The sequence below is a fragment of the Rothia sp. HSID18069 genome (assembly GCF_003989155.1).
Taxonomy (GTDB): domain Bacteria; phylum Actinomycetota; class Actinomycetes; order Actinomycetales; family Micrococcaceae; genus Rothia; species Rothia aeria.
Genome location: NZ_RBMG01000001.1, coordinates 235,176 through 261,146, shown reverse-complemented (window position 1 = coordinate 261,146; position 25,971 = coordinate 235,176). Strand labels below are relative to the sequence as shown.

Genomic DNA, 25,971 nt, shown 5'->3' with positions numbered 1-25,971 from the left:
TAAGCGCCATGAGCACCGATAAGAATTTTTCAACCGTTGATAATAATGATCCGCAGCCTCCCGTGGAAAAGCAAAGTGCATCGAATAATCCGGAGAATTCCCAACAAGAGCCAAAATATACACAGCTGTATGGCTTAGAAGGTGCCGACGGTAAGATGTCCTTGGATCCCCAGGCATCCCGGGGGTCTCAGGGCGCTGAGGGAAAGGAAGAGCCTCATAAACGCATATCACAACAGTTTGATATAGACCCCAACACCCGCGAGCCTCTTCTCATCGCACAGGCTATCAAGAATATTCTAATTATTATTCCTGCGCTTATCATACTGGTTTTTCTTGTCGGTGGATTTATTTTCGGTTTGATTCATGAGATTGATAATATTTCCCTGACTATCATAACTATTTTAATCATTATTGCACTGCCCCATATAGTTCACGTTATCTTGCAGGTTGTCGCGTTTATGCGGTTTAGGAAATCAGTCAAGTTTCGGTGGATACGAGGCGCCAATATTTACGGCCTTATTGTTGCCCCGATCTCCGAGGTTACCTATGTGCCGTTTATGCTAGAGCGGATTCTTGATCCATCTTCATCTGCCGAGAGCTCTTTTACAATAGTGGGGGTTATAGTAGCCCTTTACGAGGTTATTTTGGGCATCTTAACGATTATCATCATGACGAATAGTATTAAGAAGACCACCCAACTTTCAGAAAAAACTGAGGGTTAATCATTAGAGGCACCCCTAGAGGACAGTAAAAACAACGATTCCTGCCCCTAATAGTGCGTGACTCTTATCTATAACACCATCCCCATTTCTCATGATGGGAAAGCCGATATTATCAGTTATTGGTACTGCTTTTCTCATTATGCTGGTAACACTTATTGTAAGGTTTATTCACTTTGCAGGTTTGAGCCCCGGCAAAACCACAAGCAGAACAATATCGAGAACACCAGCAGGATTTTCTCGCAACCAAGCCTACACCTGTTACCAAGTACGCTTCAGACTTTTACATTCCCATCAATAGATATCCGAAACTGTGCTCTGTTGCAGAAGAAATTGAAGAAGTCTTCCAAAGTCATGCCACAAGCCTTCACGAGAAATACAAAGCCGCCCAGCGCATCCTGACAGCTCAGAACACACCGGGCGGCTTACCTATCCAAAACTGGGTGAAACTCTAGGCGGCTACTCCCCTAGTGTGTTACTCCCACTCAATGGTTCCTGGGGGTTTGGAGGTTACATCCAGCACCACACGGTTTACGTCTTTGACTTCGTTCGTAATCCGGTTCGAGATTTTTGCCAGCAGATCATAGGGCAGGCGCGACCAGTCAGCAGTCATCGCATCCTCTGAAGAAACCGGGCGCAGCACAATCGGATGCCCGTAGGTGCGGCCATCGCCCTGCACGCCCACAGAACGCACGCCGGAAAGAAGAACCACGGGGCACTGCCAAATATGCTCGTCCTGGCCGGCGGCGGTCAGCTCTTCACGCACAATCGCATCCGCCGCGCGCAGGGTCTCAAGGTTCTCGCGGGTCACCTCACCCACAATACGGATACCCAGACCGGGGCCGGGGAACGGCTGGCGTGCCACGATCTTCTCGGGAACACCCAGCTGACGACCAATCGCGCGAACCTCATCCTTAAACAGGGTACGCAGCGGCTCGACCAGCTCAAACGCCAAGTCCTCAGGCAGACCGCCCACATTGTGGTGCGATTTAATATTCGCTGCGCCCTCGCCACCGCCGGATTCGACCACATCCGGGTACAGGGTGCCCTGCACCAGGAACTTGATCTGCGCGCCCTCTTCGCCCGCTTCCTCAATGAGCTTGCGCTCGGCCTGTTCGAAGGAGCGGATGAACTCGCGGCCAATAATCTTACGCTTCTGCTCGGGTTCGCTCACACCAGCCAGTGCGGTGAGGAAACGCTCTGACTCGTCAATGGTAATCACGCGGATACCCATTGACGCGGCGTAATCCTGCTCAACCTGTTCACGCTCGCCCGCGCGCAGCAGCCCGTGGTCGATGAAGAAGCAGGTCAGCTGATCGCCCACGGCCTTATGCACGAGAGCCGCAGCAACAGAAGAATCCACGCCGCCAGAAAGCGCACAAATCACACGGTCTTCGCCAACCTGCTCACGAATCTTCGCAACCTGTTCCTCAATAATATTGGCGGTTGACCAGGTGGGTTTAAGCCCAGCAATGTTGTACAGGAAGTTCTCAAGCGCAACCTGTCCGTAGTCGGAGTGCTTCACCTCGGGGTGCCACTGCACGCCGCCCAGCTTGCGGTGCTCATCCACGAACGCCGCCACGGACGCACCCGGGGTCTGTGCCAGAACCTCAAACCCGGCGGGGGCTTCGGTCACGGAATCGCCGTGCGACATCCACACGTTCTGCGTCTGCGGGGTGCCGGTGAGGAACGAAGAATCAACTGCACACAAAGTTGCGTCGGTTGCGCCGTATTCGCGGGAACCGGTCTGCGCCACGGTACCGCCCAAGGTTTGCGCCATCACCTGAAAACCGTAGCAGATACCGAAGACCGGCACGCCAGCCTCAAATAGTGCCCTATCGCCGCGGGGGGCGCCATCGGCATACACCGATGAAGGCCCGCCCGAAAGCACAATCGCGGCGGGGTTTTTAGCGAGCATCTTTTCGGTGCTCATGGAGTGGGGAACGATTTCAGAGTAGATACCCGCCTCACGCACGCGACGAGCAATAAGCTGCGCATACTGGGCACCGTAATCTACCACCAGAACCGGACGCTCTTCAAGCTGATCCGGGTGTACAGAGTCGGTCACGGATTTTCCTCACGTGTCAGGTTTGAAATTCCGCGCGAGCGCGCGAAGTCTTGTATTTCTATTCTACGGGAGAGACAAAAGTTTTATGTGGCACCCATTCAGGGGTACTGCCGTTGGGCTTTCGCCGATGCTGGGGCTAGTATCGTTTGGTTGCCTGCGGGTTTGCCTCAAGCTGCGCCAAGGTTTCTGCGTGGATGCGCTTCTCAACGATGAATGAGAGGAACGGCACCACGCCGCCAAGCGCCATGACGATGAGCTGGGCGATACCCCAGCGCATGAGCAGCCAAATACGAATGCAGGAGAACAGATAAATAATGTAGAACCAGCCGTGAATAATGAGCACCCACGTGGAGATGTTTACTCCGCCGGTGAGGTTGCCGGTTTCGCGGTTAAGGACGCCGAACGATACATCGGAACCGGTTGCGGCGTCTTTTGCACCCGCCACCAGGTCATAACCCATCCCGTGATGAGTGATCATCTCAACCACCAGCAGCAACAGGAAGGTACCGGATATCCAGGCGCACCATTTATAGAAGGTGAGTGCGGAACGAATCTGCGTTTCGGTACCGCCAAATTTTTTGCGCACCGTAAATCCGCCCTGGGGCGCGTGTTCTGCCCCGTCTGCTGATGCTTTTGAGGCATTCTGCGATAGGGTGACTTTGCGCCCGTCGGTACGTTCTACCGGGGTAATTTTTGTGTTCTTCTCGGAATTCTCTGACATACTGTGCCTCTCGTGTGTGCTGATGAGTTTAGCTTGCGTTAGTCTTTGTCTGCGGGCTTTTGGGGATTACCACTCGTCGGCGCGTTACGCGGTGTATCTTCCACCCGCGCTGATGCTTCTTCGGGGACTTCATCGAAGAAATAGTATTGTTCGTCGGCGGGGTCCCAATAGTAGGGGCGTCCGGTGGCTTCGTCCACAAAGTATTCGCCCTCGTACTCGAAATACTGGGTGTATTCGGCGGGTTCGGCGGCACGATGCGCCGCATCCTTAAGCATGCGTCCCCATAGGTAGAGGGCGAACGCCGCAAAAATCAGCCATTCGAGCGAATAGAAGATGTTGAGCCAGTTGATGTTGGCATCATTGGTCGCCTGGGCTGCGCGAATAGGGCGCAGATTCTCGGACTGTCCAATAATAGTGGCATTTTCTGCGATTGTGTGCTGTTCGGTGAGGGGTATTTTTTGGTTCTCGGGTACTTCGGCAGAAAGCGTGAGCACGCCGTCATAGAGGGGCGCATCCCACAGGTTTGTCAGCTGTGCCGGGGATGCGCTTTCTAGCACCTTCTCGGTCGTGCGCGTGTACGGGGCGGCGCCCTGGGCATTTACTACACGACCGGCAACCTCAACTGTCCCTGTCGGTTCGGCGGGTATGCTCGGCGCATGATCATCCTCTCCCGCTATCCAGGCTCGTGCCACCGTGATGGCGCGGGGCTTGGTGCTTCCCAAAGCGGCGGCTTTATCGGTTCCTTCGGGAATGAATTCACTCAGAACCCAGTATCCGTGCTGCCCCTCATTCAGGCGGCCTGCTACCAGCATGGAGGATCCTGGAACGTACTCCCCCTTCGCCTGCACTACGGTATCAACCGTCAAGTTCGTCACGGGCTGATGCGCCTGCAGAATCTCGGTGTAGGGTCGCACTCGATCTTTCGCAGGATCAGAATGTACTTGCTGTGAGGTGGAGGCGTTAAACTGCCAGCTGGAGAGCGCAACAAACCCCGTTACGAAGACGAGAGCCAGCAAAAGCCCGCCCAACCAGCGGGGAGTAAACGCCAATTTCCACACGTATCTAGGGTAACGCGTCCGCGTTGTACACCCCTAACGATAAGAAAAATATAACAGGAAGAACTCGTTGGTAGGCAGACAACACTTTCGACGAGATTTCACCACATGCCGTTTAAGAACAGATGATATATCGCATTCATCGTGGACATGTCCCCAGCAGACCGTGGTCTGTATCTCCCCGATGATCACTGGGTGGAGAATTCGAAACCCATGTCGATCAAGGTACGTAGCCATTGGCTCTTCGCCGTCTGCAGTGACTTGACCTCAACGTGATGGTTCCATCGATTAGGGCTGACCTGAGTGACCCTGTGGATATTCTTGTTCTCCTCTTGGCGATCTAGGGTCACGTTGAAGTACAACGTACCATCCTTGGTTTTCTCGTATGCCCACATCCAGAGAAACTTCCGGTTAACGGAGTAGCTGACCTGCGCGCGAAACTCCCTCTTGACTTTACCCAGGCTCATGACGTACTCATCGATCGCCTGATAAAAGGAATCAGTCTTCGGCTTGTCCGAGAAATCACTGATCATCTTGTTGCTCGGCATAGTCGTTCCTTTCTGGGGTAACCATCTGAGAGTTGACACGCAGGTTCACGCGAATCGGAATCCCCTAGCCATATCAATCATCTTGTCATTTATTAATTGAGTGGGAACCTCGACTGTTCTAACAGCGACAGCACATCATTTCCCTTGTTTCTAACACAGCAGCATGGCTCTCTTAGCGCTCTCCTCTGGCTATCTGGAAGCCTTCATCGGGCTGTCTCCGGAGGGTTGGTCTAGGGTGAGCTGGAATGGAGCGAGCCGCTCATGCCATTAGCTACAGGTCGTCGCGGCGGGCTTCCTCAAGGACGGGCAGGCTGTCAAGGCGGCCGATGACCGCGTGGGGAACGCCGTCGGGCTTGGGGCCGAAGTCCTTTCTGAGATCGGCGGTTTCTAGCTTGTTGTACTCCATCATAGACAGGTAATAGTCCAGAAGATCGTCGTAGCGTCCTAGTACTTCACCGCGCACCCACGAGGCAGTCCCCTCTGCTGGGGTACCGGGCCGCCCCATCAGAACGATGTCAATCGACCCCTGTGCGGCGGCAACCATGAAATGGTCAGCAGCGATAACACCGTCTGAAGCCATAGCCTCAATGCACTCCTCCAGCTCCAGCTGAACCCCGCCCAGCCTACGCAGTTCGCCGCCAAGAAGGTCACTGGTGGAGAAGATCGTCATGTCCTGGTAGAAGCAGGGCCAGCCGTCGGCTACCTTGAGAAAGTCACGGTAGGACTTTGGCAAACGAAAACCCAGCTGAGCCTCAGTACGTGCCAGTGTTTCTTCAGAGGCTCCTGCATTGGGCGGTGCGTAGTCCCACAGGCCCTTCCAGTCGGCCTCCATCCGCTCCTGGTTAATCTCCTGTCCCCAGCTCAGGTAGTCCTGCCACGTCCATTCCGACATAGCCCGATTTGTCCCGCTGGGTACACCAACAGCTTTATCTGTCATGTGCCTTAGCCTCTTCCTATCTCCTATCCGGTTCTAAGAACCAGCTCTGCTGCCGCAGCAACCAATCACTACTAGCTTGCCGGTATCGCCATACTCCCAAGGTTTACCGCGCCCATATCAGCCTCGCCCCCCCTTTTCACTAGGACTACATCATTCACGAGAAGTACTGAGGGTACTCCACATAAGGGTCGTGTTCACGGTGATCTACCCATTGTTCAAGCACCTGCTGGGGTGTAATTCCTGGAGTCAAGACTGTGTGACCATCGAACGCACTGGATGTAAACCATAGCACCACGTCAGGGTCTGGGTTCAAAGACCGCACCCATGCGGCGATCTCTACGGCCTCCTCAAAATCTGCCCCATCAACAGATATGAGCCGACCATCAGTGAAATGACTAATAATCGTCGATGCCCCATCAGGGATAGTAATAAGGCGAGCATCCGTCAAACGGTCTTCCTCAGCGGTCCACTGCGCCGTCTTACACCCGGGCCATTTTCGCTGACCCTCACGTAAGAAAGCTTCGACATCAATGAGGGTATCCTCTGAACTGAGAACGGGATATAGGTAATTAACGCCCACAATTTTTCCTCTCGCCTTACCTGCGAAATACCGTAAACCACTGCATGCTATCTGCCCGCCCTATTCATGCTACGAGATTCTGCTTGCTTGTGCCCTGTGTATGGTCATGTACCCAGCTTCCACGCCTGACTCGGAATAGCACACTGCGCCCCCACCGGATATTTTCACCGGTGAGGGCGCAATACGTTTTAGCAAAGAGAATGTTCGCTCGGTTCCTGCGCGCTCAATGGAACGCGAGACTGACCGCAATTATCCCCGATATTCAGGCACAAGCGTCATCTCTGCCTTCTGGAACTTCTTCAAGTCCAGATAACCGCAGGTTGCCATAGCACGCTTGAGCGCACCCACAATATTGCTCGTGCCATCCACATGGTGCGAAGGCCCATACAGCACTTCTTCGAGGGTTCCAACGACACCCAGCGGGGTACGCACGCCGCGCGGGAAATCCACCGAATGCGCCTCATTACCCCAGTACCAGCCCTGCCCCGGTGCCTCGGATGCGCGCGCCAGGGGCGCGCCGATCATCACCGCATCCGCGCCCAGAGCCAGCGCCTTCACCAGGTCACCGGAACGGCTGAGCCCGCCGTCGGCAATCACATGAACATACCGTCCACCGGATTCGTCCAGATAGTCCGAACGGGCCGCAGCAACATCGGCAATAGCGGTTGCCATCGGCGCAGAAATGCCCAGCCCCTTACGGGTGGTCATCGCGGAACCGCCGCCGAACCCCACCAGAACACCGGCGGCACCGGTGCGCATCAAGTGCTTCGCCTGGGTGTACCCTGCCACGCCGCCGACCATAACAGGCACATCCAGCTCGTAAATGAATTTCTTGAGGTTCAGCGGTTCATGCGAGGTCGAAATATGCTCCGCAGAGACCGAAGCACCGCGAATCACGAAAAGATCGGCACCGGCCTGCACCACCGTTTCGTAATGTTCTTGGGTGTTCTGCGGGGTAAGCGAGCCCGCCACAATAACACCCGAATCACGAATTTCTTCCAGGCGCGCGGTAATCAGCTCGGGCTTAATCGGCTCAGCGTAAATCTGCTGCATGCGCGTGGTAGCAGAGGCAGGATCAGCTTCGGGAAGCTCAGTAATTTCGTCAAGAAGCGGCTGCGGATCCTCATAGCGAGTCCACAAGCCTTCTAGGTTGAGCACGCCTAAACCACCGAGCTTTCCAAGCGCAATCGCGGTCGCTGGAGACATCACAGAGTCCATCGGTGCGCCCACAATTGGGGTGTCAAATTTGAAGGCGTCAATCTGCCATGACGTATCGACATCGCGACGGTCACGGGTGCGGCGCGTCGGTGCCAGCGCCACATCGTCAAGCGCATAGGTGCGGCGGGCGCTCTTAGAGAGCCCAATCTGAATATCGGACATGTATGTTTCCCTTCGGAAGGTCTCTGACCGGTGTTTCTTGGCGCACGGCTGCCCCGCAAGACTACGCGCCTGCTGCAGTATCTACTCTACTCGGCGTATAGCCCGTTCAGCCGCAGATTATTCAGAAATATCACAAATGTACGACGGAATAGATTCTCTAATGTTCGAGCCATACACACCATTGAGCCGGTCAGCAATGGTTAACGGCGGTAGTTAGGTGCCTCGACAGTCATCGTAATATCATGCGGGTGAGATTCTTTCAGACCCGCCGGGGTGATGCGCACAAACTTGCCCTTGGTCTTAAGCTCCTCAATGGTGCGTGAACCCACGTAGAACATGGTCTGGCGCAGACCGCCCTCAAGCTGATGCAGCACGGCAGAAAGCGGTCCGCGGAACGGAACCTGCCCCTCAATTCCCTCGGGAATCAGCTTCTCTTCGCTGGAAACATCTGCCTGGAAATAACGGTCTTTCGAGTATGACTTGTGGCGACCGCGGGTCTGCATAGCGCCCAGCGAGCCCATGCCGCGGTAGGCTTTGAACTGCTTACCGTTCATGAAAATCAGATCGCCGGGGGCCTCGGCGGTTCCCGCCAGAAGCGAGCCAAGCATCACGGAATCGGCGCCAGCAACCAGGGCCTTGCCGATCTCACCGGAGTGCTGCATGCCGCCGTCGGCGATGAGCGGAACACCGGCGGGAATAGCTGCCTTCGCGGATTCGTTAATCGCGGTTACCTGAGGTACGCCCACACCCGCGATAATACGAGTGGTGCAAATTGATCCGGGACCCACGCCGACTTTCACGGCATCTGCGCCCGCATCAATAATGGCCTGAGCACCTTCACGGGTTGCCGCCTGACCACCAATCACATCGACATGTGCGGCTGCGGGATCTTTCTTCAGGCGGGAAATCATATCGAGCACGCCTTGGGAATGTCCGTTGGCGGTATCGACGAAGAGCGCATCCACCCCGGCTTCGACCAGGGCCATAGCGCGTTCGTAGCCGTCGCCGAAGAAACCGATAGCAGCGCCAACACGCAGGCGACCATCGTCATCCTTGGTGGCACGCGGGTACTGTTCGGTCTTCACAAAGTCTTTAAGGGTAATCAGCCCGGCAAGTTTACCGGCCTCGTCAATGAGGGGCAAACGCTCGATTTTGTTCTTCGAGAGCAGGGCGAAGGCTTCATCCTTCGTGAGGTTCGGCGAACCGGTAATGAGCGGCATCGGGGTCATAACATCGCGCACGAGGGTGTTTTCATAGTCCGAGCGCGAGAGGTAGCGAATATCGCGGTTGGTAATAATACCTTCAAGTTTGCCATCTTCGGTGACCACCGGCAGACCCGAAACCTTGTAATAGCCGCACAGATTATCGTATTCGCCGATAGTTGCGTCAGCACCGATGGTGACGGGATTAATGATCATGCCCGATTCGGAGCGTTTCACGCGATCAACATGCGCTGCCTGATCCTCGATCGAAAGGTTGCGGTGGATCACGCCCATGCCGCCTAGGCGCGCCATCGAAATCGCCATCTGGGAATCAGTCACGGTATCCATCGCAGCGGAGATAATGGGGGTGCCCAGGGTAATACGCTTGGAGAGTCGAGTGCTGGTATCGGCATCGGAGGGAATAACATCGGTGTTGCCGGGTAGAAGCAACACGTCATCATAGGTCAGACCAGTGAAACCGAAGGGATCGTCGGTCAGGGCGGTGGGGACAGTCATGTTTAGCCTTTCAAATGCTGTACCGGATGTATAGATGTTGTGTAGCGAGTGGTGCCACCGGGTGTAAAACGTCGTATCTCTATGGTAAACGCTTACGTCTGCTTCGGGGTACACGGAGCGGTTCGGATGTGTGCCTTTCCTGCAAGGCCGCAGTATCCGGTTCAAGGCTGCGCTTGCGTTTATTTCAGGCCAGTCTGCATCAAGCCCCTACAGATAGTTGTTGCCCGGTTCAACGAGATTTTCTCTCCTCGAACCGGGCAACCCATCAATTATTCGTCTTCGTCCTCTTCTTCGGGCTTGGTAACCACCAGAGTCTCGGTCGTAAGTACCAAAGCCGCGATAGATGATGCATTCTGCAGCGCAGAGCGGGTGACCTTCACGGGGTCAATTACGCCCGCTTCGAACAGATCAACATACTCACCGGTTTTGGCGTTGTAACCTTGACCAACGGGCTGTTCGGCGACCTTTGCCGCCACCACATAGCCGTCGTCGCCAGCGTTTTCGGCAATCCAGCGCAGCGGCTGTACCAGGGCGCGGCGTACAATCTGCACACCTACGTTTGCGTCGTGGCTATCGAGTTCAAAACCGTCGAGCGCCTTGCTGGCGTGGATCAGTGCCGAACCGCCACCGGATACGATGCCTTCTTCAAGAGCCGCGCGGGTAGAAGACACAGCGTCTTCGATGCGGTGCTTACGTTCCTTAGCCTCAACCTCGGTTGCCGCACCCACCTTGATCACGCCCACGCCACCGGCGAGCTTCGCCAGGCGTTCCTTGAGCTTTTCGCGATCCCACTCGGAATCGACGGCCTCGATCTCTCGGCGCAACTGCTGCACACGGTCTTCAACCGCTTCCTTGCTGCCACCGCCGTCCACAATCGTGGTGGTGTTCTTGGTGACGGTTACGCGGCGCGCCGAACCGGTTTCTTCGAGAGTTGCCTGAGCCAGGTCGATACCCAGTTCGGGGGTAATCACGATGCTGCCGGTCAGAATGGCGAGATCCTGCATAATAGCCTTGCGGCGATCGCCGAACCCGGGAGCCTTAAGCGCCACAACGTCGAGAGTTCCGCGGAGCTTATTCACCACGAGGGTGGACAGTGCTTCACCATCAACGTCTTCGGCGATAATGGTCAGCGGTTTTTTCGCCTGTACGACCTTCTCCAGCAGAGGCATAATCTCGGCAACAGTGGAGATCTTACCCTGGTAGAGCAGAATGAGGCTATCTTCAAGAACCGCTTCGCCACGCTCGGCATCGGTCACGAACGAAGGCGAAAGGTAGCCCTTGTCGAACTGCATACCCTCGGTAATGTCAAGCTCAATCTCAGTGGAGGAGCCGTCCTCGATAGTAATGACGCCGTCCTGACCGACCTTCTCAAAAGCAGATGCCAAAAGCTCGCCGATCTGGTCGGACTGAGCCGAAATAGCGGCAACATGCGCAACTTCCGGACCCTGTACCTCGCGGGCATCCTGAAGCAGACGCTCGGAGACCTTCTCAACGGCGGCCTCAATGCCACGCTTCACCTCCGCAGGTGCCGCACCGCTTGTTACGTTGCGCAGCCCCTCATTCACGAGTGCCTGCGCCAGCACGGTTGCGGTAGTCGTACCGTCACCGGCAACGTCGTTAGTCTTGGTGGCTACCTCTTTAGCGAGCTGCGCACCCAGGTTCTCGTAGGGGTCTTCCAGTTCGACTTCACGGGCGATGGAGACGCCATCGTTCGTAATAACCGGTGCGCCCCACTGCTTATCAAGCACCACGTTACGCCCGCGCGGGCCGAGGGTAACCTTCACCGTGTCGGCAAGCTTATCAACACCGGCCTGCAGGGATTTGCGGGCGGCATCATTGAATTCAAGCTGTTTAGCCATGAATTTCGTTACTCCTTATATGGCTGTTCTTCTGGTACGCCCACCGGTAAGTACCGTGCGGGCCCAGCTACGCGGATGCGCCGCCAGGGTGTGGCGGCGCATCCGGTTACTTCACGAAATTAGTCGACGATCGCCAGAACGTCACGGGCGGAAAGGATCAGGTACTCTTCACCCTGGTACTTCACCTCGGTACCGCCGTAGCGGGAGAACACCACAACGTCGCCTTCAGCAATATCAACGGGAACACGGTTGCCCTTATCGTCGATGCGGCCGGGGCCTACAGCCACCACGCGAGCCTCCTGAGGCTTTTCCTTGGCGGTTTCGGGAATAACCAGACCGGATGCGGTGGTCTGCTCAGCCTGCTCTAGTTTGACAACAACTCGGTCTTCGAGGGGCTTAATTGCCATGAGAGGTTTTCTCCTTATGCATTACATTCTTAAGGTGTTTTCGCTGGCGTGATAGCGCGTTTTTTCTGCGCCCGCCAGAGCACTAGTTCAACTTTAGAATCCCGCCGCGCACCGGTCAAGAAAGACCCGCCGCGTTCGGCGGCATTTCGCGCAAGGGGGAATGCGCACAGACCGATACGGCCACCACCCCACGTTCTGCATCACACCGGGTATGCCCCTGCGGCGTACAGGCACACTACACTTGAAGATATGGCAAATTTCACCGCATCCGGCGCGCCGCTGGGTTTCACGAACCCACCCGCGCCTCCTTTCACCCCGCAGTCGCTACAGGCAGCTGATGAGCTGTACCCCTATGATCCTTCCCGTTCCCTCACTGATGCCGCTGCCTTACGTGCACAAGGTTTTACGCCTGAGGAGTCGGCAGCCATCCTGACCCTGGTGAAAACCCGCACCCGTGCCGAGGCCAAATTCGGCGAGCGCGCCCGCCGTCTGCTGCTGACGGAGGAGGGCTTTGAGCAGTCCACCCGCTCCCCTGTTGCCCGGTACCATGCGCAGCGTTTTCTGAAAGCACAGGTGGGTTCGGTGGCCGATCTGGGGTGCGGTATTGGCGCGGATTCGGTGGCGTTCGCGTCCGCCGGTTTGGCGACTGTCTCGGTTGAGCGTGACCCCGTCACCGCCTCATTTGCGGCCCATAACCTGGCCTCATACGGGCAGTCGCGTGTGCTGGTGGGTGATGTGACGGACTATGAACACGGAGCACTGTGTACAGCCGCTGGGGAGCCGGTGCAGGGTATCTGGTGCGACCCGGCACGCCGCGAGTTGGAGGGTGCGAAAAAGACCCGCACCGAACGTATTTTTGATCCTGAGGCGTTCTCTCCACCGTTTTCGTTTGTGCTGTCGCTGGCGCGGCTGGGCGTACCGATGGGGGTTAAACTTGGGCCAGGTACCGCGCATGAGGCGATCCCCTCCCTGGAGGATATTGCTGGTGCGGCGAACCCGCAGCCGCGTGTTGAGGCGCAGTGGGTGCAGCACGCCGGGTCTGTGGTTGAGCTGGTGCTCTGGTTTAATGCGGCGGCGCGTGAGTCGGTGGCGCGGGCGGCAACAATTGTGGGGGATGCGGGCGAGGTGCTGGGCGAGATGACCTCCGCTGAGCCTCTTGGTGCGGCCGCACCGTTGGCGGCACCTGATGATGGTGCTGGGCTGCCGGTGGCGGGCGGGTACCTGTATGAGCCTTCCGGGGCTGTGATTCGGGCGCAGCTGGTGCATGATCTTGCGTGTGCGGTGGGTGCGCATCGTATTGACCCGCGTATCGCTTATCTTTCTGCCGAGCACCCGCTGCCAGCCTCATACGCGGAGTTCGCCGCCTGCTATGAGGTGCTTGAGCGGGTTCCGGTAGGTCAGAAGCAGCTAAAACGCTGGGTGCGTGAGCACGGTATTAACGCCGTGACCATCAAAAAACGCGGGGTGGATATTGTGCCTGAGAAGCTGCGGGCGGCCCTGCTGGCGGGGGTGAAAAAGAAGAAGGGCGAGTATAAGCCTGCGACCCTGGTTTTTACCCGGGTTGGCGGCTCTGGTGAGGATGCTGCGCGGACGGAGCATGTGGGCTGGTGGGTGCGGCCGCAGGGTGCGGCGGAGTGAACCAGGTGGTCTCACCGGAGCGGGCTGGTTTGCTGGCCCGTATAAGGTGCAGGTGGTGCGTGCAGTAGGCTGAGCCGGTGCCGGTTTCACCCTGTATAGGGTCCTGTGCGGGGCTGCCGCTTGGGTGCATCCGTCATCTGAGACGCGGGTCTTGCGGTACCGAAAGAGCACCCGCGCCCGTGTTACGCACTGTGACGCTGTGCCCAGCGGTGCTGTTGTTTTTAGTCATACATTACCCAAATGGCGGTGAAAGTGAGCTGCACCGCGTAAAATAATTGCAGTTGTCACCGTCAGGAGAGAAATGGTAGCTTTTGCCCACTCGCCCCAGTCCACAATCGGCGTGGAGTGGGAGCTCGCGCTGACCAATAAAACAGATGGCGAGCTCGCCCCGCGTGCCGAGCAGGTGCTGGCACGCCTGGGTGAGCGGCACCCGCATCTGCTGGTTCCTTCGACCGAGTCGGTGCATGTGACCGGCGAATTTTTGAATAATACCCTGGAGGTTATTACCGGGGTGTGCACCACCGTCGCCGAGTCATGCCGTCAGCTTGCTGAGGCCGTCGATGCGCTGCGGCCTATCTGTGATGAGCTGGGCCTGGACTTTTTCTGCGCGGGAACTCACCCGTATTCCCGGTGGGCGCAGCAGACGGTGGTTAATAAGGACCGCTACCAGCGGGTGGTGAACCGTGCCCAGTACTGGGGCCGGCACATGATCATTTTTGGGGTGCATGTGCATGTGGGTGTTGATTCGCCGCAGAAGGCCCTGTCGGTGGTGGATGCGCTCACTAACTACTGCCCGCACCTGCTGGCGCCTTCGGTGTCGTCGCCGTTCTGGGAGGGTATTGACACCGGGTACGCTTCGCACCGCACCATGCTGTACCAGCAGCTGCCCTCGAACGGGCTGCCGTTTTCTTTTCAGACGTGGGAGCAGTACTCGGCGTATCTTGATTCGCAGGTGGCGACCGGCGCTATTGAGGATGTGAGCGAGGACCGGTGGGATGTGCGGCCTGTACCGCACTACGGCACAGTCGAGATGCGCTACTGCGACGGTTTGGCGTCTTTGCCGGATGTGGCCGGTATTGTGGCGCTCACCCAGTGTTTGGTGGAGCATTTTTCACGCCGGTTTGATGCGGGTGAGCGGGTGCAGGTGTTGGACCCGTGGCATGCCCAGGAGAATAAGTGGCGTGCAGCCCGGTACGGGCTGGATGCGCAGGTGGTGGTTTCTAACGAGCCGCGAATTCGCCCGCTGCGGGATGAGCTGAAGGATCTTTTGGATATGCTGCGGCCGGTCGCTGAGGATTTGGAGTGCCTGCCCGAGCTGGAGCAGATGCGGCGTATCCTCACTGAGGGTACCGGTGCCGACAGGCAGCGGCGCGTCTTGGCGCAGACCGGGTCGTTCCGTGAGGTGATGCGTGATCTTGCGGAGCAGGCAAAGCAGCCGCCGCTACGGTAGCCCGTTTCCCTTACACTGCGCGCGGTGCACCCCGGTTCAGGCATTACCCGAGAGAATACACAGAGTACTCCGCAGGGTACGCCAGCGGGAAGCCGCCGCGCGCAGAGAGAGCCGAAAAGAGGCTGCGGCTAGGCTGCCGCCTCGGCGGAAACAGACCCACCAGGTACGGAGGAGCCGCCAGGAGCAGACCCGCCGGGAGTGCTGCCGCCCTGAGCCTTAAACGTGAAGGTTTTCACCTCACCCGCTATGCCCTGCGCCGAGACGGGAGCCACCCCGATCTGTACATCGCGGGAGGCATCCAGCCCCGTCACAACAGCCTCAGCGGTATTGGAAGTGTACACCCCAACGGGGAACCCGTTTACGGTGATCTGCCAGCCAAGTTCGGGTGCTTTCGCAGCACTCCAGCGCAGGGTCGCCTCGGTGCCGTTGCGTTCCCCGCTCACTGTGTCCGCAGCCTCCGGCAATGTCGGGATGCCGGTGGTGGTGCCCGCGTGCACCGTCACTTGCCGTTCGGTCACCGCACCCTTGCTGTCGGTGGCGCGCACCTTCACGGTGTAGTCACCCTGCGCCGAGTAGGAGTGCTCCATTACGGCCGCGCCGTCGTGTGTCTCGTACACGCCATCGCCGTCAATATCCCAGTCCCAGCGCACAATTTTTGAGCCCGCCGAGTAGGATGCTCCCGCGTCAAGGCGTACCGTGTGCCCCACGGGGGCGTAGTACTCATCCGCTGGCAGATTCACAACCGGTCCGCTACCGGCGGGGGTCAGCCGAGCGGCGGCATCTTCCACACCCCGCCGCTGGCCCACACGTGAGAAGGCTTCCCGCAGGGCCTCATCAATCGGCCCGTTTGCCTGTGCGTACAGCATGTGCCCGTTTTCACGGCTGAACCCCATGAGCACCTTCGTAGAGCCGCACACGTAGTCGTTGGCCAAGCACCACGAGCCGGTGTTCTGCTCCCCTGCGGGCAGGTAGGGGGTGCGCGCCCCTAAGGATCCTTGCGCGGTTGCGGGTGCGGGGCTCTGCCTCCGCCACGGCGAAATTCCCCGCCCGTCAAAGACGGGGTGTTCTCCCGCCACAGACCGCCCTTCGGGAAGGTTCATTTTGGGGTCACCAAAGAACGCATTAAAAGCTACCTTGCTGCGTTGTTCATCTGTGAGCTGCCCATACACATCCCCCATCACCTGCGCACCCTGGGAGTAGCCGCCCAGAACGTACTGGCTGTTGGGGCACTGGCTCATACGCTGCTGCAGGTACCCCACCCCTTCACGCACGCCCTCGTTCACGCTCTGCTCGTAAGAGAAGTACCGGCTACCCTCGGCCTTATCCCCCGCGTTCAGCAGGGAGGTGAATCCTTGAATCGGGTGGGCCGGGTAGCTGGCACCATTAATATGGCGTGTGCCCAGTTCGTAGAAGTTTTGGGTCAGACCCAGTGTCTGCGCATTGGATGCGGCAAGTTCTTTGACACGTTTCACCTCTTTGACATGTTTCGCCTTGTCCGTTTTCTGTTCACCGACCGCCTCGGACTCCACATCCGCTAGGAGAGGCTGCCCGGAGCCGCGCGCAAAAACAACCTCAACATCTTGGCAGGGGGCCTGCTGGTTTTCATCATCCGCCACGGCGGGAGCTGTGGTGATACACGAGGCCGCCACGATACTCACTGCTGAGAGGGCGGTGCCTAGCTTCCTCATCATTTTCATGTGGTTACACTCCTTAAACACGCCAAACGCGCAGGAAAATACAATATAAACCTTAGATTTATCATTAATGAGCGTTTAAGAAGAATTGTAACCTTAAAGGCACTGACATGGGCTTTTATAACCGTTGTGGGTTAAGATGAATATTTCACTTGAAGGTTTTTTCAACTAGCGGCATGTGGTACCCACACCACCCGCACACGTGCCCGTGCTGGCAACAGGCAGCAGAACACGGGTTTACAGGCAGACTGTCGTCACCGGAAGCGATGAATCCGCAGTGAACCCGACCCCCGAAGGCTCACGCCCGGCTGCCACCAGCTGCGCCCCAAGGGCCGCGACCATCGCCCCGTTATCTGTGCACAGGGTGAACTTGGGGATAATCAGGCGCACCCCCGCAGAAGCGCACCGTGCCGCCAGCAGCTGCCGCAGCCGCGAATTCGCCGCCACGCCCCCGCCCAGCAGCAGAGTATCCATCCCCTGCTCGGTGCAGGCAAGCGTCGCTTTTTTCGTAATAACATCCACCACAGCCTCTTGGAAAGACGCCGCAATATCAGCCACCGGAACCGTCTCGCCGCGCGCGGCAAGCCCCTCAACTACGCGCGCAACCGCCGTTTTCAGGCCCGAAAACGAAAAATCGTAGCGGTGCTGACCCGGCTCTTCGGCACTTCCCATGAATTTACGCGCCGAGAGCCCCCGCGGGAAAGTGAACGCCGTGCGGTCACCATCCTTCGCAGCACGATCAATAGCGGGGCCGCCCGGGTAGTCAAGCCCCAGCAGGCGCGCAACCTTATCGTATGCCTCCCCCGCAGCATCATCCAGGGTAGCCCCCAGCAGGCGCGCATCCGATGTAATGTCACGCACCTGCAAAATCTCGGTGTGCCCGCCCGAGACCAGCAACGCCCCCAGCCCGCCAGCTTCCGCGTTCTGCAGCAGGTGTGCCCCGTCACTGGTGCCGTTATCGTCCAGAAGCCCCACCCCAACATGCGCCACCAGGTGGTTAATCCCATACAACGGTTTGCCGGTGGCCACCGCGAGCGCTTTCGCCGCCGACACACCCACCATGAGCGCCCCAGCCAGCCCCGGGCCAGCGGTCACGGCGATCGCATCAATATCACCAAGGCTCACCCCCGCCTCAGTCAGGGCCTTCTCCAAGGCCGGGAGCATGGCCTCCAGATGCGCACGGGAGGCGATTTCTGGGATAACACCACCGAACCGCACGTGCTCTTCCATGGAGGAGGAGATGGTGTTGGTCAGAAGTTTCGAGCCGCGAACAATACCGATGCCGGTCTCGTCGCAGGAGGATTCGATGCCCAGAACGAGTGGTTCAGTAGCTGTCATGGGGTGCTGTCCTTTGCAGTGTGCGGTGCTGTGGGGTGTTCACCGGTGGCGGGTGGGTGTACGGTCGCCACCGGCGCGGTGGGTGCTGTGAGTTCTTTGAGCATAATGAGCGCGTCAGTGCCGTCGTCGTAGTAGCGGGGCCGCACGTGAATACGCGTGTACCCGTTACGCCGGTAGAGGCGTTGGGCGCGCGGGTTGTCGGCGCGCACCTCCAGCAGGATGCGTTCGGCCCCCTGCTGGCGGGAGCGGGTGTGCATGGTCTCTAACATGGCGCGGCCGTACCCGTTCCCTTCATGCTCGGGCAGCACGGCGATGGTCTGCACATCGGCGGTATCGCCCACGACCATCACCCCACAGTAGCCGATAATGCTGGGGCCAGAGCCGGTGTCGTGCTCGAGCACATAGTAGCTGCGGGTGGGGTGCCCTACTTCGGCCAGGAACATGTCAAGAGTCCAGGCATCTGCCGGGAAAAGCCGGGTTTCAAGGGTGTGCAGGTCGGGCACGTCCTGCAGCTGTGCGGCCCGCAGGGTGGTGTCTTCCCCCAGGCGGATGGGCAGCTGCGGTTCCGGGTGGTCTGAGGTCGGCGGCATTACTACTCCCGGGCGGGTGACGCTGGGGCGGGCTGCTGCCCGCGTGTTTTCTGTGGCTCGCCTGTATTCTGCTGCCCATGCGGGGGCTGGGCGCTGGCGGTGCGGGCAAGCATGGCAGCCGGTACTTTCGCATCCGATTCACGCAGGTACAGCGCCTGCGTATCGCGGCTGAGGTTTTTCATTCCGCACCGCGCCGCAGCCTTCACCAAGTCCGCTGCGGTGGGGTGCAGCTGGGCGTAGTCTTTGAGCACATCCCAGCCAGAGGCGGTCAGTGCCTCGGTGTACAGCCCAGCCCCGTACCCCAGGGCGGGTGCGGCGGGGTCTGACGGATCGTATGCGGGTACATGGGTCTGGTGGGCGGGCCCAACCGACAGGCCTGCGGCAAGCGAATAGCCATTCTCGGTGACGGCAAAAAGCGCACAGTAGATTTCACGGCGGCGGGCATCCGAGGCAACTAGCGTCTCAACCACCGCCCGGTTCATACCGCTATTAGCCGCCGTCAGGGAGTCACGGAAAGCACCGTCAGCGAACGCTCGTTCTACTATGGCAGTCAGGCTCATAAGCCCATACACGGGTTTATCCCAAGCAAACCCGAGAGTGCGGGCGGTCATAATACCGGCGCGCAACCCGGTGAACGGGCCCGGGCCGGTGCCGGTGAGCACCGCATCCACAGCAGCGCCGTCCAGCCCCGTATCGGCTAAAACCTGTGCAGCGTAGGGGGCCATCACCTCGGCGTGGGAGCGGGTGTCTTCGCTCTCGTAGCTGGCGAGAATCTCTGCGCTCGCACCCGGTGCGTCACTGTCGATGCGGGCAAGCGCTACGGATGCGGTAGCTGATGAATCAAGGGCAAGTACTAGCACCCATCAATTCTAACGCGCCCGCCGCCCCAGTCAGCAGAGCGTGCACTGCCGTTCTTTGTGCACCCGATCCCCTGGCTGTGGTGTGAACGTTACGCCTGCTGCAGGGCGCGGTACAGTTCATGTGCAGCGTGCCCCTCCCAGCGAGGCCCGATGGCGCGCACCCGCAGCAGGCGGGCCTCCGGGGTGTCTGTGTCTGCGTCATCTTGCGCGTCCCAGTCGAATTCGCCCTGCTCCCCGGCGGCGTATTCCAGGGCCGTGTGGGCGCCGTGCAGCCGGGTGAAGTCCAGTTCCAGGCGTGAATCGCTCAGGTGCTCGGCCTTGCCGCGCCCCCATTCGATAACGGTCACCGAGGTGTCTAGGGAAAACTCCAGGTCGAGGTCGTCAAGTTCTTCGGCGCTTGAGAGCCGGTAGGCGTCCACATGCACCAGGTCAGGCCCGCCAGCTCTGGGACCGTCCGGCAGGTTAGGGTGCACGCGTGAGAGTACAAATGTGGGCGAAATAACCCCTTCACGCACGCCAAGTCCCTCCCCTAATGAGCGGGTAAATGTGGTTTTCCCAGCCCCCAGCTCGCCTGAGAGCAGCAGCACGTCCCCGGCGTGTAGCATCCGGGCGAGGGCGTGGGCGAGTCGGCGCGTGTGCGCCGGGTCTGTCACCTCAAGGTCTATAGCCTCTGCGGCGTGCATTACTGTGCGCCTTCGGGGACACTGGTGTCTATGTCTTTGAGCGCTTCGTCCAAGGAGTGCAGCACATCAATTTCGCGTTCGATCCAGGTGCCGCCGCTATAGATACGGATCACGCGTGAAGAGATGCGGGTAACAACCTCATAGTTAATGGTCTCGGAGGCCTCAGCCCACTCCTCTACGGGCGGGTTGGGGCCGGCACCGAACAGGACCGCCCGCGCACCCAGGTAGCCAAGTTCCGGGTTGGAAAGCCCCGGCTCGCCAAGGTCTACCACCAGCTGGTCCATGGCGATGCGGCCAACCACACGGTAGGTTTTCGCTTCGGCGTCCCGCGGGTAAATACGCACCGGGGCGTTCGCGGCAATGCGCGGCACACCGTCGGCGTAGCCGAGCGGGATGAGCGCGAGGGTGGTGGGCTTGTCGGTGGTGTACCGCAGCCCGTACGAGACGCCCTGCCCGGCGGGTACCTCCTTGACGGCGCTCACATACCCGGTGAGGGTCATGACGGGGCGCAGCCCCAGCTGCTGAGCGCTCACCCCCGCCAACGGTGAAAGCCCGTAGATAGCCAGCCCGCAGCGGACAGCATTACCGAGCACAGCCTCGGGGGTGTTGTACTCTTCGGATGCTCCGGTGAGGGTGGCGGGGCTGTTCGCCAAGTGGATGAGGTCGGGGGTGAGCCCGGCGGCGCGGGCGGCGGCTACGAATTTATTAAACTTCTCGGTTTGCTGCGCGGTCTCGGCGCGTTCGGGTTCATCGGCCACGGCGAAGTGCGTAAAAATGCCCTCCACTCGGATCAGCCCGGCGGCTTCAAGCTCGGCGGCGCGGGAGATAAGGGCGGGCCATTCGGTGTCGGTGGAGCCGTTACGGCCCAGCCCGGTATCGGCCTTTAGGTGTACTATGGCACGCATGCGCAGTTTGGCTGCGGCAATGGCGATTGCTTCCAAGTCCCAGCCGGATACACCCAGGCGAACGTCTGCTTCGATGGCTTCCTCAAAGTCGGTGCGGGGTGTGTGGAGCCACGCAATAATGGGTGCCTCTATACCTTCGGAACGCAGTTCAAGAGCTTCGGAGACGTGCACCACCGCGAGCATGTCGGCGCCCGCTTCAAGAACGGAACGGGCAACCGGGTAGGCGCCGTGCCCGTAGGCGTCGGCTTTGACGACGGCGATGAGCTGCCGCTCACCAATACGGTGTTTGAGGGTGCGCACGTTATGTTCAACAGCACTCAGATCGATAATGGCGGCTCGTTCGGCTTCGCCGGGTTGCAGCTGGACGTTGGCGATGGGGGTTCCGGGAATGGCGCTTTCGGGGGTGTTCATTCTCTGTACCTCGGTTTAGTTGTGCCTTTAGGTGACCTGCTGGGCGGTGTACGCCGGTGTCTTTACATTTTATCGTGGACTCCCCCAACGGTCATACGCCCTAGTCACCGCGTTTTTCAGGGTTTTTCTACCGTGCGGGATTTCTTCCATCATGCACAATGCGGCTGGGCGGAGTGTAAGTGCTGGCTGTGCGCTGGCTATGTGCCGGTATGCCGTCTTGGGTGCGGGTGTTTTTTTGGGGTGGGTGCGGTGCGGCGCGGTAGACTGTGCGAGTGAGTATTTCAACCCCACCCTCCTGCGTTTCCTCTGAGACCGCCGCCCGCGTGGTGCATCTTTTTTCAATGCACACCGACCCGTTTGCTCAGCCTGGCAGCGGCGATGCCGGGGGCATGAATGTGTACATTGCGCGTTCGGTGGAGGCGATGCTCGCCGCTGACCCCGCCCTGCGTATTGAGGTTTTTACCCTGGATTTTGGGGATGGGGCGGCAGAACGCTCGGCGGCCCCTGAGCATCCGCGGTGTCGCGTGCACTATGTGCCGGTTTCGGGAACGCGCGGGGCCGCGAAGAATGATTTACCGAAGTTCACCGGCGGTTTTGCGCAGGCGGCGGTGGAGGCGGCGCAGTGGGTACCGCAGCTGATCCACGCGCACTATTGGCTTTCGGGTGTTGCCGCGCTAAACGCTGCGGCACACTATGCAACAGCCACCGCAGGCAGCAGAACGAACGTTCCGGTTCTTTTTACCCCGCATACTACGGCGGCGGCGAAGGATGCGCACCGTGGTGCCAACGAGCCTGCGGAGCCGGGGTACCGGCGAGCTGAAGAGGGCCGTATTATTGCCGAGGCAAACCTTATTATCGCGAACACCCCGGTTGAGGCCGACCAGCTGCAGGGGTACTACGGGGCTGACCCTTCACGGCTGCGGGTGATTACTCCGGGGGTTGATACGAGTATTTTCTGCCCCGTTGCGGGCGTACACGCCGAGAATGAGGGGTCGGATACTCGCTCCCGTATCGTTTTTGCGGGCAGGTCCCAGCCGCTTAAAGGCCCGCACCTGCTGGTTGAGGCACTGGGGCTGCTCCCTGATGACCTGCTGGTTGAGCTCGATATTATTGGCCGTTCCGACTCCGACTATGAGCAGCTGCTCCTTCAGCGCGCCGCGCAGCTGCAGGTGGCGGACCGGGTGCATTTACGGCCCCCTGTTCCGGCGAGTGAGCTGGCGCAGATCTTCCGGCGGGCCGATATTGTGGCTTCCCCGTCCTCATCCGAGTCGTTCGGGCTGGTGGCTTTAGAGGCTCAGGCCGCTGGTGCGGCGGTGCTGGCCTCCGACGTTGATGGGCTGAGGTATGCGGTCGAGAACCATGTCTCCGGTTTGCTGGTAGCCCCGCGTACCCCGCAGCATTGGGCGGTGGCCATTGAGCGTGTGGTTCGTGCCCCGCGGCTTCGGCTCACCCTGGGGGCGCAGGCGGCGGCGCGGGCGCGCTCCTTCAGCTGGGAGGCTACGGCACAGAAAACTCTGGCGGCGTATGCGGATGCGCTCTCCGCGGTGAGCTAACCGGACGCGCTCGTCTCACCGGGGAGCCACATCTCCATTAGCTACACTGTACCCATGACATTCCCTATGACCCGGCACGAGTTCGCCGCTTACCTTGATTCCGCCCGTATCACGGGTGATGTTGCCACCCCACGCGAGAATAACCTTTCGCATATTCAAGGTTTCCTTGATCATAATGAGCACCTCGAATTCGGGGTGATCTGGTCAAAGGATTGGACCTACGACGAAGTTTTTGAAGTTATGGTACGCCGTGCTGGCCTGAACCCTGACCGCTCGCATGTTCAGGGGCAAGATACGATTGGTGCCGCCCAGAGCATTGATGCTCTTGAAGAGTATGCCCGTATTTTTGGTGATGCGGTGCGTGCCCGCCAAAAGCTCCTGTTCGCCACCGGTCATCCCGCCGGGCTTTTCCCCATTTATGCTGAGCTGGCGCGCGTCGCCGAACGCGCCGGGGCCACGGTGCTGCGTGTTGAGCAGGGTGAGCGGTTCTTAGACGGCGATATCCGCCAGATCATGGGTGTGGTGATGTTTGAGCAGTACGGGAATCTACAGCATACGCATTTCCCGGGGCCGATGCGCATCGCCCTCGCCCAGCTTCGTGAGCGCGGTGAGCTGCCCGATCTTGTGGTTTCCGATCACGGGATGGCGGGGTATGCGGCATCGCAGCAGAAGCTGCCGACGCTCGGTATTGCCGACTGTAACGACCCGGGGCTGTTTATTGCCGCGGAGCAGGGTGATTTACCGGTGTGTGTTCCGATGGATGATAATGTTCCGCCGAATCGTTACGAACCGCTGATTGATTTTGTGCTCGACCGGGCTGAACTGACCGGTTTTCGTTCCTGACTCATGACTTATAAGCATGAGCGGATAGACTAAGAAGATGTACCAGCGCACCTCACGCACTGCTGCTTTTAGGCCCCTGCGGGCGCTGCCTGCCGCAGCGAGTACCCGCACCTGCCTTCCGCGCCAGCAGGCGTTATGCGGCTCTGTCTCCCCACCACACGCACGTTCTGTGACCGACTTCACTCAACTTAACGGGTTTTGTGTGAATATGCGCGGGCCTTGTAGCCCTAAAATAATGAATGGATACGTTTTCGCTGACAGCCGATTGTTCTCTCGTTACCTGATCCTGCCCCGGCAGTGTTCGGCTTCTGAAACGCGTTTCCACTCACTCACACAAACACAGCACTGGCAAAAACAATAGGTTCACGCCGGGCGGATCTGCCGCCACGGCGCGGAACCAGTCTATCGGCTCCACGGTCCGGGGAAGGTTATTGAATTTTGGGGATTCAAGACAACCTTAAGAAAATATGGGATAGCGCCTATGTCATGAAGAAAACCTGGCACACGAAAGTCGTGCACGCCCTGTACCTGGTTGATCTTATAGCGATCGCATTCTCCGTGGTGAGCGCGCACATTTTCCGGTTTGGCTTCGAGCAGGTGGATCTTCCCCCCATTAACCTCTGGCCGTTTAGCGTCATGGGCCGTGAATACATCCCGTTTGACTACATCACCCTAGATATCATCATGATCATCATGTGGTGGCTTTTCCTGCAATTTAACGGCTCCCGCAGTGTGCGGGTTCTGGGGTTCGGTACAGAGGAGTACCGGCTTGTCACGCGGGGCACCACCTACTGTTTCTGCATGATCATCATTGTCGCCTTCTTCTTGAAAGTGGAATTCACCCGCCTGTACATGCTGATTTCCTACCCGCTGGGCATTATCTCGCTGGCGTTTATGCGGTGGCTGCTGCGGCAGGGACTAGTGCGGTGGCGTAAAAGAGGCCGCGCGCTCACCCGCGTCCTGATTATCTCCGACGTCATCACCGGGCGTCACCTGCACCAGGCGCTGGGGAGCGTGATCGCCTCCGGGCTGTGCCCCACCGCGTTCTACCTGCCGGGCCTTCCCGAGGGCACGGTTGTTGCTGGCGATAACCTGCCGGTGCTGGGGTACAGCACCGACCCCGCCAAGATTATGCAGGCGGTGCAGGAGAACAATATTCACATGGTGGCGGTCTCGAACGGCCACCACCTGACCCCCAACCAGATGCGGCAGCTGGGGTGGAAACTGGCTGATGCCCGCATCTCACTGATTATGGCCCCAGCCACCACCGACGTGGCGGGCCCGCGCATGCACATTCAGCCGCTGAACGGCCTGCCGCTGGTGCACGTCTCAACCCCGCGTATTACGGGCGCTTCAGCCTTCGCAAAACGCAGTATTGATGTGGTCTGCTCGGGTCTGGGGCTGCTACTGCTTTCCCCGCTGTTCGCTATTGTGGCGCTTGTGGTGAAGAGCGATAGAGGCCCCGTGTTCTTCTTCCAAGAGCGTGTGGGCATTAAAGGCCAGCCGTTTAAGATGGTGAAGTTCCGGTCGATGCGCACCGACGCTGAAGAAATCAAAAAACAGTTGGCGGCGCAAAATGAGGGGCACGGACTGCTCTTTAAGATGGCGAACGACCCGCGAGTCACCCCGGTGGGGCGGTTTATCCGCAAATACTCGATTGATGAGCTGCCACAGCTGTGGAACGTGTTCAAGGGTGACATGTCACTGGTGGGCCCGCGTCCGCCGCTGCCTGAAGAGGTCGAAAAGTACGAGGAGATGGTGTACCGCCGTCTGCTGGTCAAACCCGGTATTACGGGGCTGTGGCAGGTTTCTGGCCGCAGCGATCTTTCTTGGGAAGAGTCGGTACGCCTCGACTTGTACTATGTGGAGAACTGGTCACTCACCACCGATTTCGTGATTTTAGCGCGCACAGTACGCGCCGTATTCGCCAAGGACGGGGCGTACTAGACACCACAAACAAACGGCGTCTCTTACCGCCGCCTCAGACTAGGATACTGTGCCCGCCAGCTGATAT

At 58.9% G+C, this 25,971-nt stretch carries 22 protein-coding genes; 6 read left to right on the top strand and 16 right to left on the bottom strand.

Annotated elements, in window-relative coordinates; genetic code table 11:
• Nucleotides 1-8 precede the first annotated feature (8 nt).
• Nucleotides 9-722 carry a uracil phosphoribosyltransferase gene (locus tag D8M41_RS01200; protein ID WP_126926258.1) on the top strand — a complete coding sequence of 238 codons (714 nt, stop codon included), beginning with the start codon at nucleotides 9-11 and terminating at the stop codon, nucleotides 720-722.
• Nucleotides 723-1,194: 472 nt separating this feature from the next.
• Here D8M41_RS01200 and guaA read toward each other — a convergent pair whose 3' ends face one another.
• The 10 genes from guaA to groES all read right to left on the bottom strand — a co-directional run bounded on the left by guaA (nucleotide 1,195) and on the right by groES (nucleotide 11,992).
• A complete protein-coding gene (guaA, locus tag D8M41_RS01195) occupies nucleotides 1,195-2,787 on the bottom strand; it encodes a glutamine-hydrolyzing GMP synthase (protein WP_037234638.1) in 1,593 nt (530 codons plus the stop codon).
• 136 nt (nucleotides 2,788-2,923) lie between these two features.
• Nucleotides 2,924-3,508: a DUF3817 domain-containing protein gene (locus D8M41_RS01190; protein WP_004005221.1), complete on the bottom strand. Its 585-nt coding sequence runs from the start codon at nucleotides 3,506-3,508 to the stop codon at nucleotides 2,924-2,926.
• Nucleotides 3,509-3,546: 38 nt separating this feature from the next.
• Complete coding sequence (locus D8M41_RS01185; protein ID WP_037231114.1) at nucleotides 3,547-4,566, bottom strand: SURF1 family protein; 1,020 nt, start codon at nucleotides 4,564-4,566, stop codon at nucleotides 3,547-3,549.
• A 185-nt stretch (nucleotides 4,567-4,751) separates the two neighbouring features.
• Entirely contained in the window at nucleotides 4,752-5,111 is a 360-nt protein-coding gene (locus D8M41_RS01180; protein WP_037231117.1) for a DUF5655 domain-containing protein, read from the bottom strand.
• A 271-nt stretch (nucleotides 5,112-5,382) separates the two neighbouring features.
• Nucleotides 5,383-6,048: an SMI1/KNR4 family protein gene (locus D8M41_RS01175; protein ID WP_004005224.1), complete on the bottom strand. Its 666-nt coding sequence runs from the start codon at nucleotides 6,046-6,048 to the stop codon at nucleotides 5,383-5,385.
• Nucleotides 6,049-6,202: 154 nt separating this feature from the next.
• A complete protein-coding gene (locus tag D8M41_RS01170) occupies nucleotides 6,203-6,628 on the bottom strand; it encodes a hypothetical protein (RefSeq protein ID WP_004005225.1) in 426 nt (141 codons plus the stop codon).
• 249 nt (nucleotides 6,629-6,877) lie between these two features.
• Nucleotides 6,878-8,008, bottom strand: a complete 1,131-nt coding sequence (locus D8M41_RS01165) for a GuaB3 family IMP dehydrogenase-related protein (protein ID WP_004005226.1) — start codon at nucleotides 8,006-8,008, stop codon at nucleotides 6,878-6,880.
• Nucleotides 8,009-8,208: 200 nt separating this feature from the next.
• Nucleotides 8,209-9,726, bottom strand: a complete 1,518-nt coding sequence (gene guaB / locus D8M41_RS01160) for an IMP dehydrogenase (RefSeq protein WP_004005227.1) — start codon at nucleotides 9,724-9,726, stop codon at nucleotides 8,209-8,211.
• Between the two features lie 269 nt (nucleotides 9,727-9,995).
• A complete protein-coding gene (gene groL, locus D8M41_RS01155; protein WP_126926257.1) occupies nucleotides 9,996-11,585 on the bottom strand; it encodes a chaperonin GroEL in 1,590 nt (529 codons plus the stop codon).
• 119 nt (nucleotides 11,586-11,704) lie between these two features.
• Nucleotides 11,705-11,992 (bottom strand): co-chaperone GroES, encoded by a 288-nt coding sequence (gene groES / locus D8M41_RS01150; protein WP_006888719.1) that lies wholly within the window; start codon nucleotides 11,990-11,992, stop codon nucleotides 11,705-11,707.
• Nucleotides 11,993-12,241: 249 nt separating this feature from the next.
• Here groES and D8M41_RS01145 point away from each other — a divergent pair, with 249 nt between their 5' ends.
• Nucleotides 12,242-13,630 (top strand): class I SAM-dependent methyltransferase, encoded by a 1,389-nt coding sequence (locus D8M41_RS01145; RefSeq protein ID WP_236588855.1) that lies wholly within the window; start codon nucleotides 12,242-12,244, stop codon nucleotides 13,628-13,630.
• Nucleotides 13,631-13,931: 301 nt separating this feature from the next.
• A complete protein-coding gene (locus D8M41_RS01140) occupies nucleotides 13,932-15,080 on the top strand; it encodes a glutamate--cysteine ligase (RefSeq protein ID WP_126926255.1) in 1,149 nt (382 codons plus the stop codon).
• 128 nt (nucleotides 15,081-15,208) lie between these two features.
• On the opposite strand, the gene D8M41_RS01135 is transcribed toward D8M41_RS01140, so the two are convergent.
• The 6 genes from D8M41_RS01135 to alr all read right to left on the bottom strand — a co-directional run bounded on the left by D8M41_RS01135 (nucleotide 15,209) and on the right by alr (nucleotide 21,561).
• The gene (locus tag D8M41_RS01135) at nucleotides 15,209-16,777 is read right to left on the bottom strand and encodes a cutinase family protein (protein WP_126926254.1); all 1,569 of its coding nucleotides are present in this window, start codon (nucleotides 16,775-16,777) and stop codon (nucleotides 15,209-15,211) included.
• 234 nt (nucleotides 16,778-17,011) lie between these two features.
• Entirely contained in the window at nucleotides 17,012-18,112 is a 1,101-nt protein-coding gene (gene tsaD, locus D8M41_RS01130; RefSeq protein ID WP_126926253.1) for a tRNA (adenosine(37)-N6)-threonylcarbamoyltransferase complex transferase subunit TsaD, read from the bottom strand.
• A complete protein-coding gene (rimI, locus tag D8M41_RS01125; RefSeq protein WP_126926252.1) occupies nucleotides 18,109-18,702 on the bottom strand; it encodes a ribosomal protein S18-alanine N-acetyltransferase in 594 nt (197 codons plus the stop codon). The genes tsaD and rimI overlap by 4 nt, the downstream gene beginning before the upstream one ends.
• Before the next feature lie 2 nt (nucleotides 18,703-18,704).
• Entirely contained in the window at nucleotides 18,705-19,562 is an 858-nt protein-coding gene (tsaB, locus tag D8M41_RS01120) for a tRNA (adenosine(37)-N6)-threonylcarbamoyltransferase complex dimerization subunit type 1 TsaB (protein ID WP_126926251.1), read from the bottom strand.
• Nucleotides 19,563-19,651: 89 nt separating this feature from the next.
• Nucleotides 19,652-20,245: a tRNA (adenosine(37)-N6)-threonylcarbamoyltransferase complex ATPase subunit type 1 TsaE gene (gene tsaE, locus D8M41_RS01115; RefSeq protein WP_126926250.1), complete on the bottom strand. Its 594-nt coding sequence runs from the start codon at nucleotides 20,243-20,245 to the stop codon at nucleotides 19,652-19,654.
• Nucleotides 20,245-21,561, bottom strand: coding sequence for an alanine racemase (gene alr / locus D8M41_RS01110; RefSeq protein ID WP_126926249.1), 1,317 nt, complete (start codon nucleotides 21,559-21,561; stop codon nucleotides 20,245-20,247). The genes tsaE and alr overlap by 1 nt, the downstream gene beginning before the upstream one ends.
• A 272-nt stretch (nucleotides 21,562-21,833) precedes the next feature.
• Here alr and D8M41_RS01105 point away from each other — a divergent pair, with 272 nt between their 5' ends.
• The 3 genes from D8M41_RS01105 to D8M41_RS01095 all read left to right on the top strand — a co-directional run bounded on the left by D8M41_RS01105 (nucleotide 21,834) and on the right by D8M41_RS01095 (nucleotide 25,904).
• Nucleotides 21,834-23,114: a glycosyltransferase gene (locus D8M41_RS01105; protein WP_174232397.1), complete on the top strand. Its 1,281-nt coding sequence runs from the start codon at nucleotides 21,834-21,836 to the stop codon at nucleotides 23,112-23,114.
• A gap of 54 nt (nucleotides 23,115-23,168) precedes the next feature.
• Nucleotides 23,169-23,957, top strand: coding sequence for a phosphatase (locus D8M41_RS01100; protein ID WP_126926248.1), 789 nt, complete (start codon nucleotides 23,169-23,171; stop codon nucleotides 23,955-23,957).
• Nucleotides 23,958-24,443: 486 nt separating this feature from the next.
• On the top strand, nucleotides 24,444-25,904 hold the full coding sequence (locus tag D8M41_RS01095; RefSeq protein WP_236588854.1) for a sugar transferase: 1,461 nt from the start codon (nucleotides 24,444-24,446) through the stop codon (nucleotides 25,902-25,904).
• Nucleotides 25,905-25,971 lie beyond the last annotated feature (67 nt).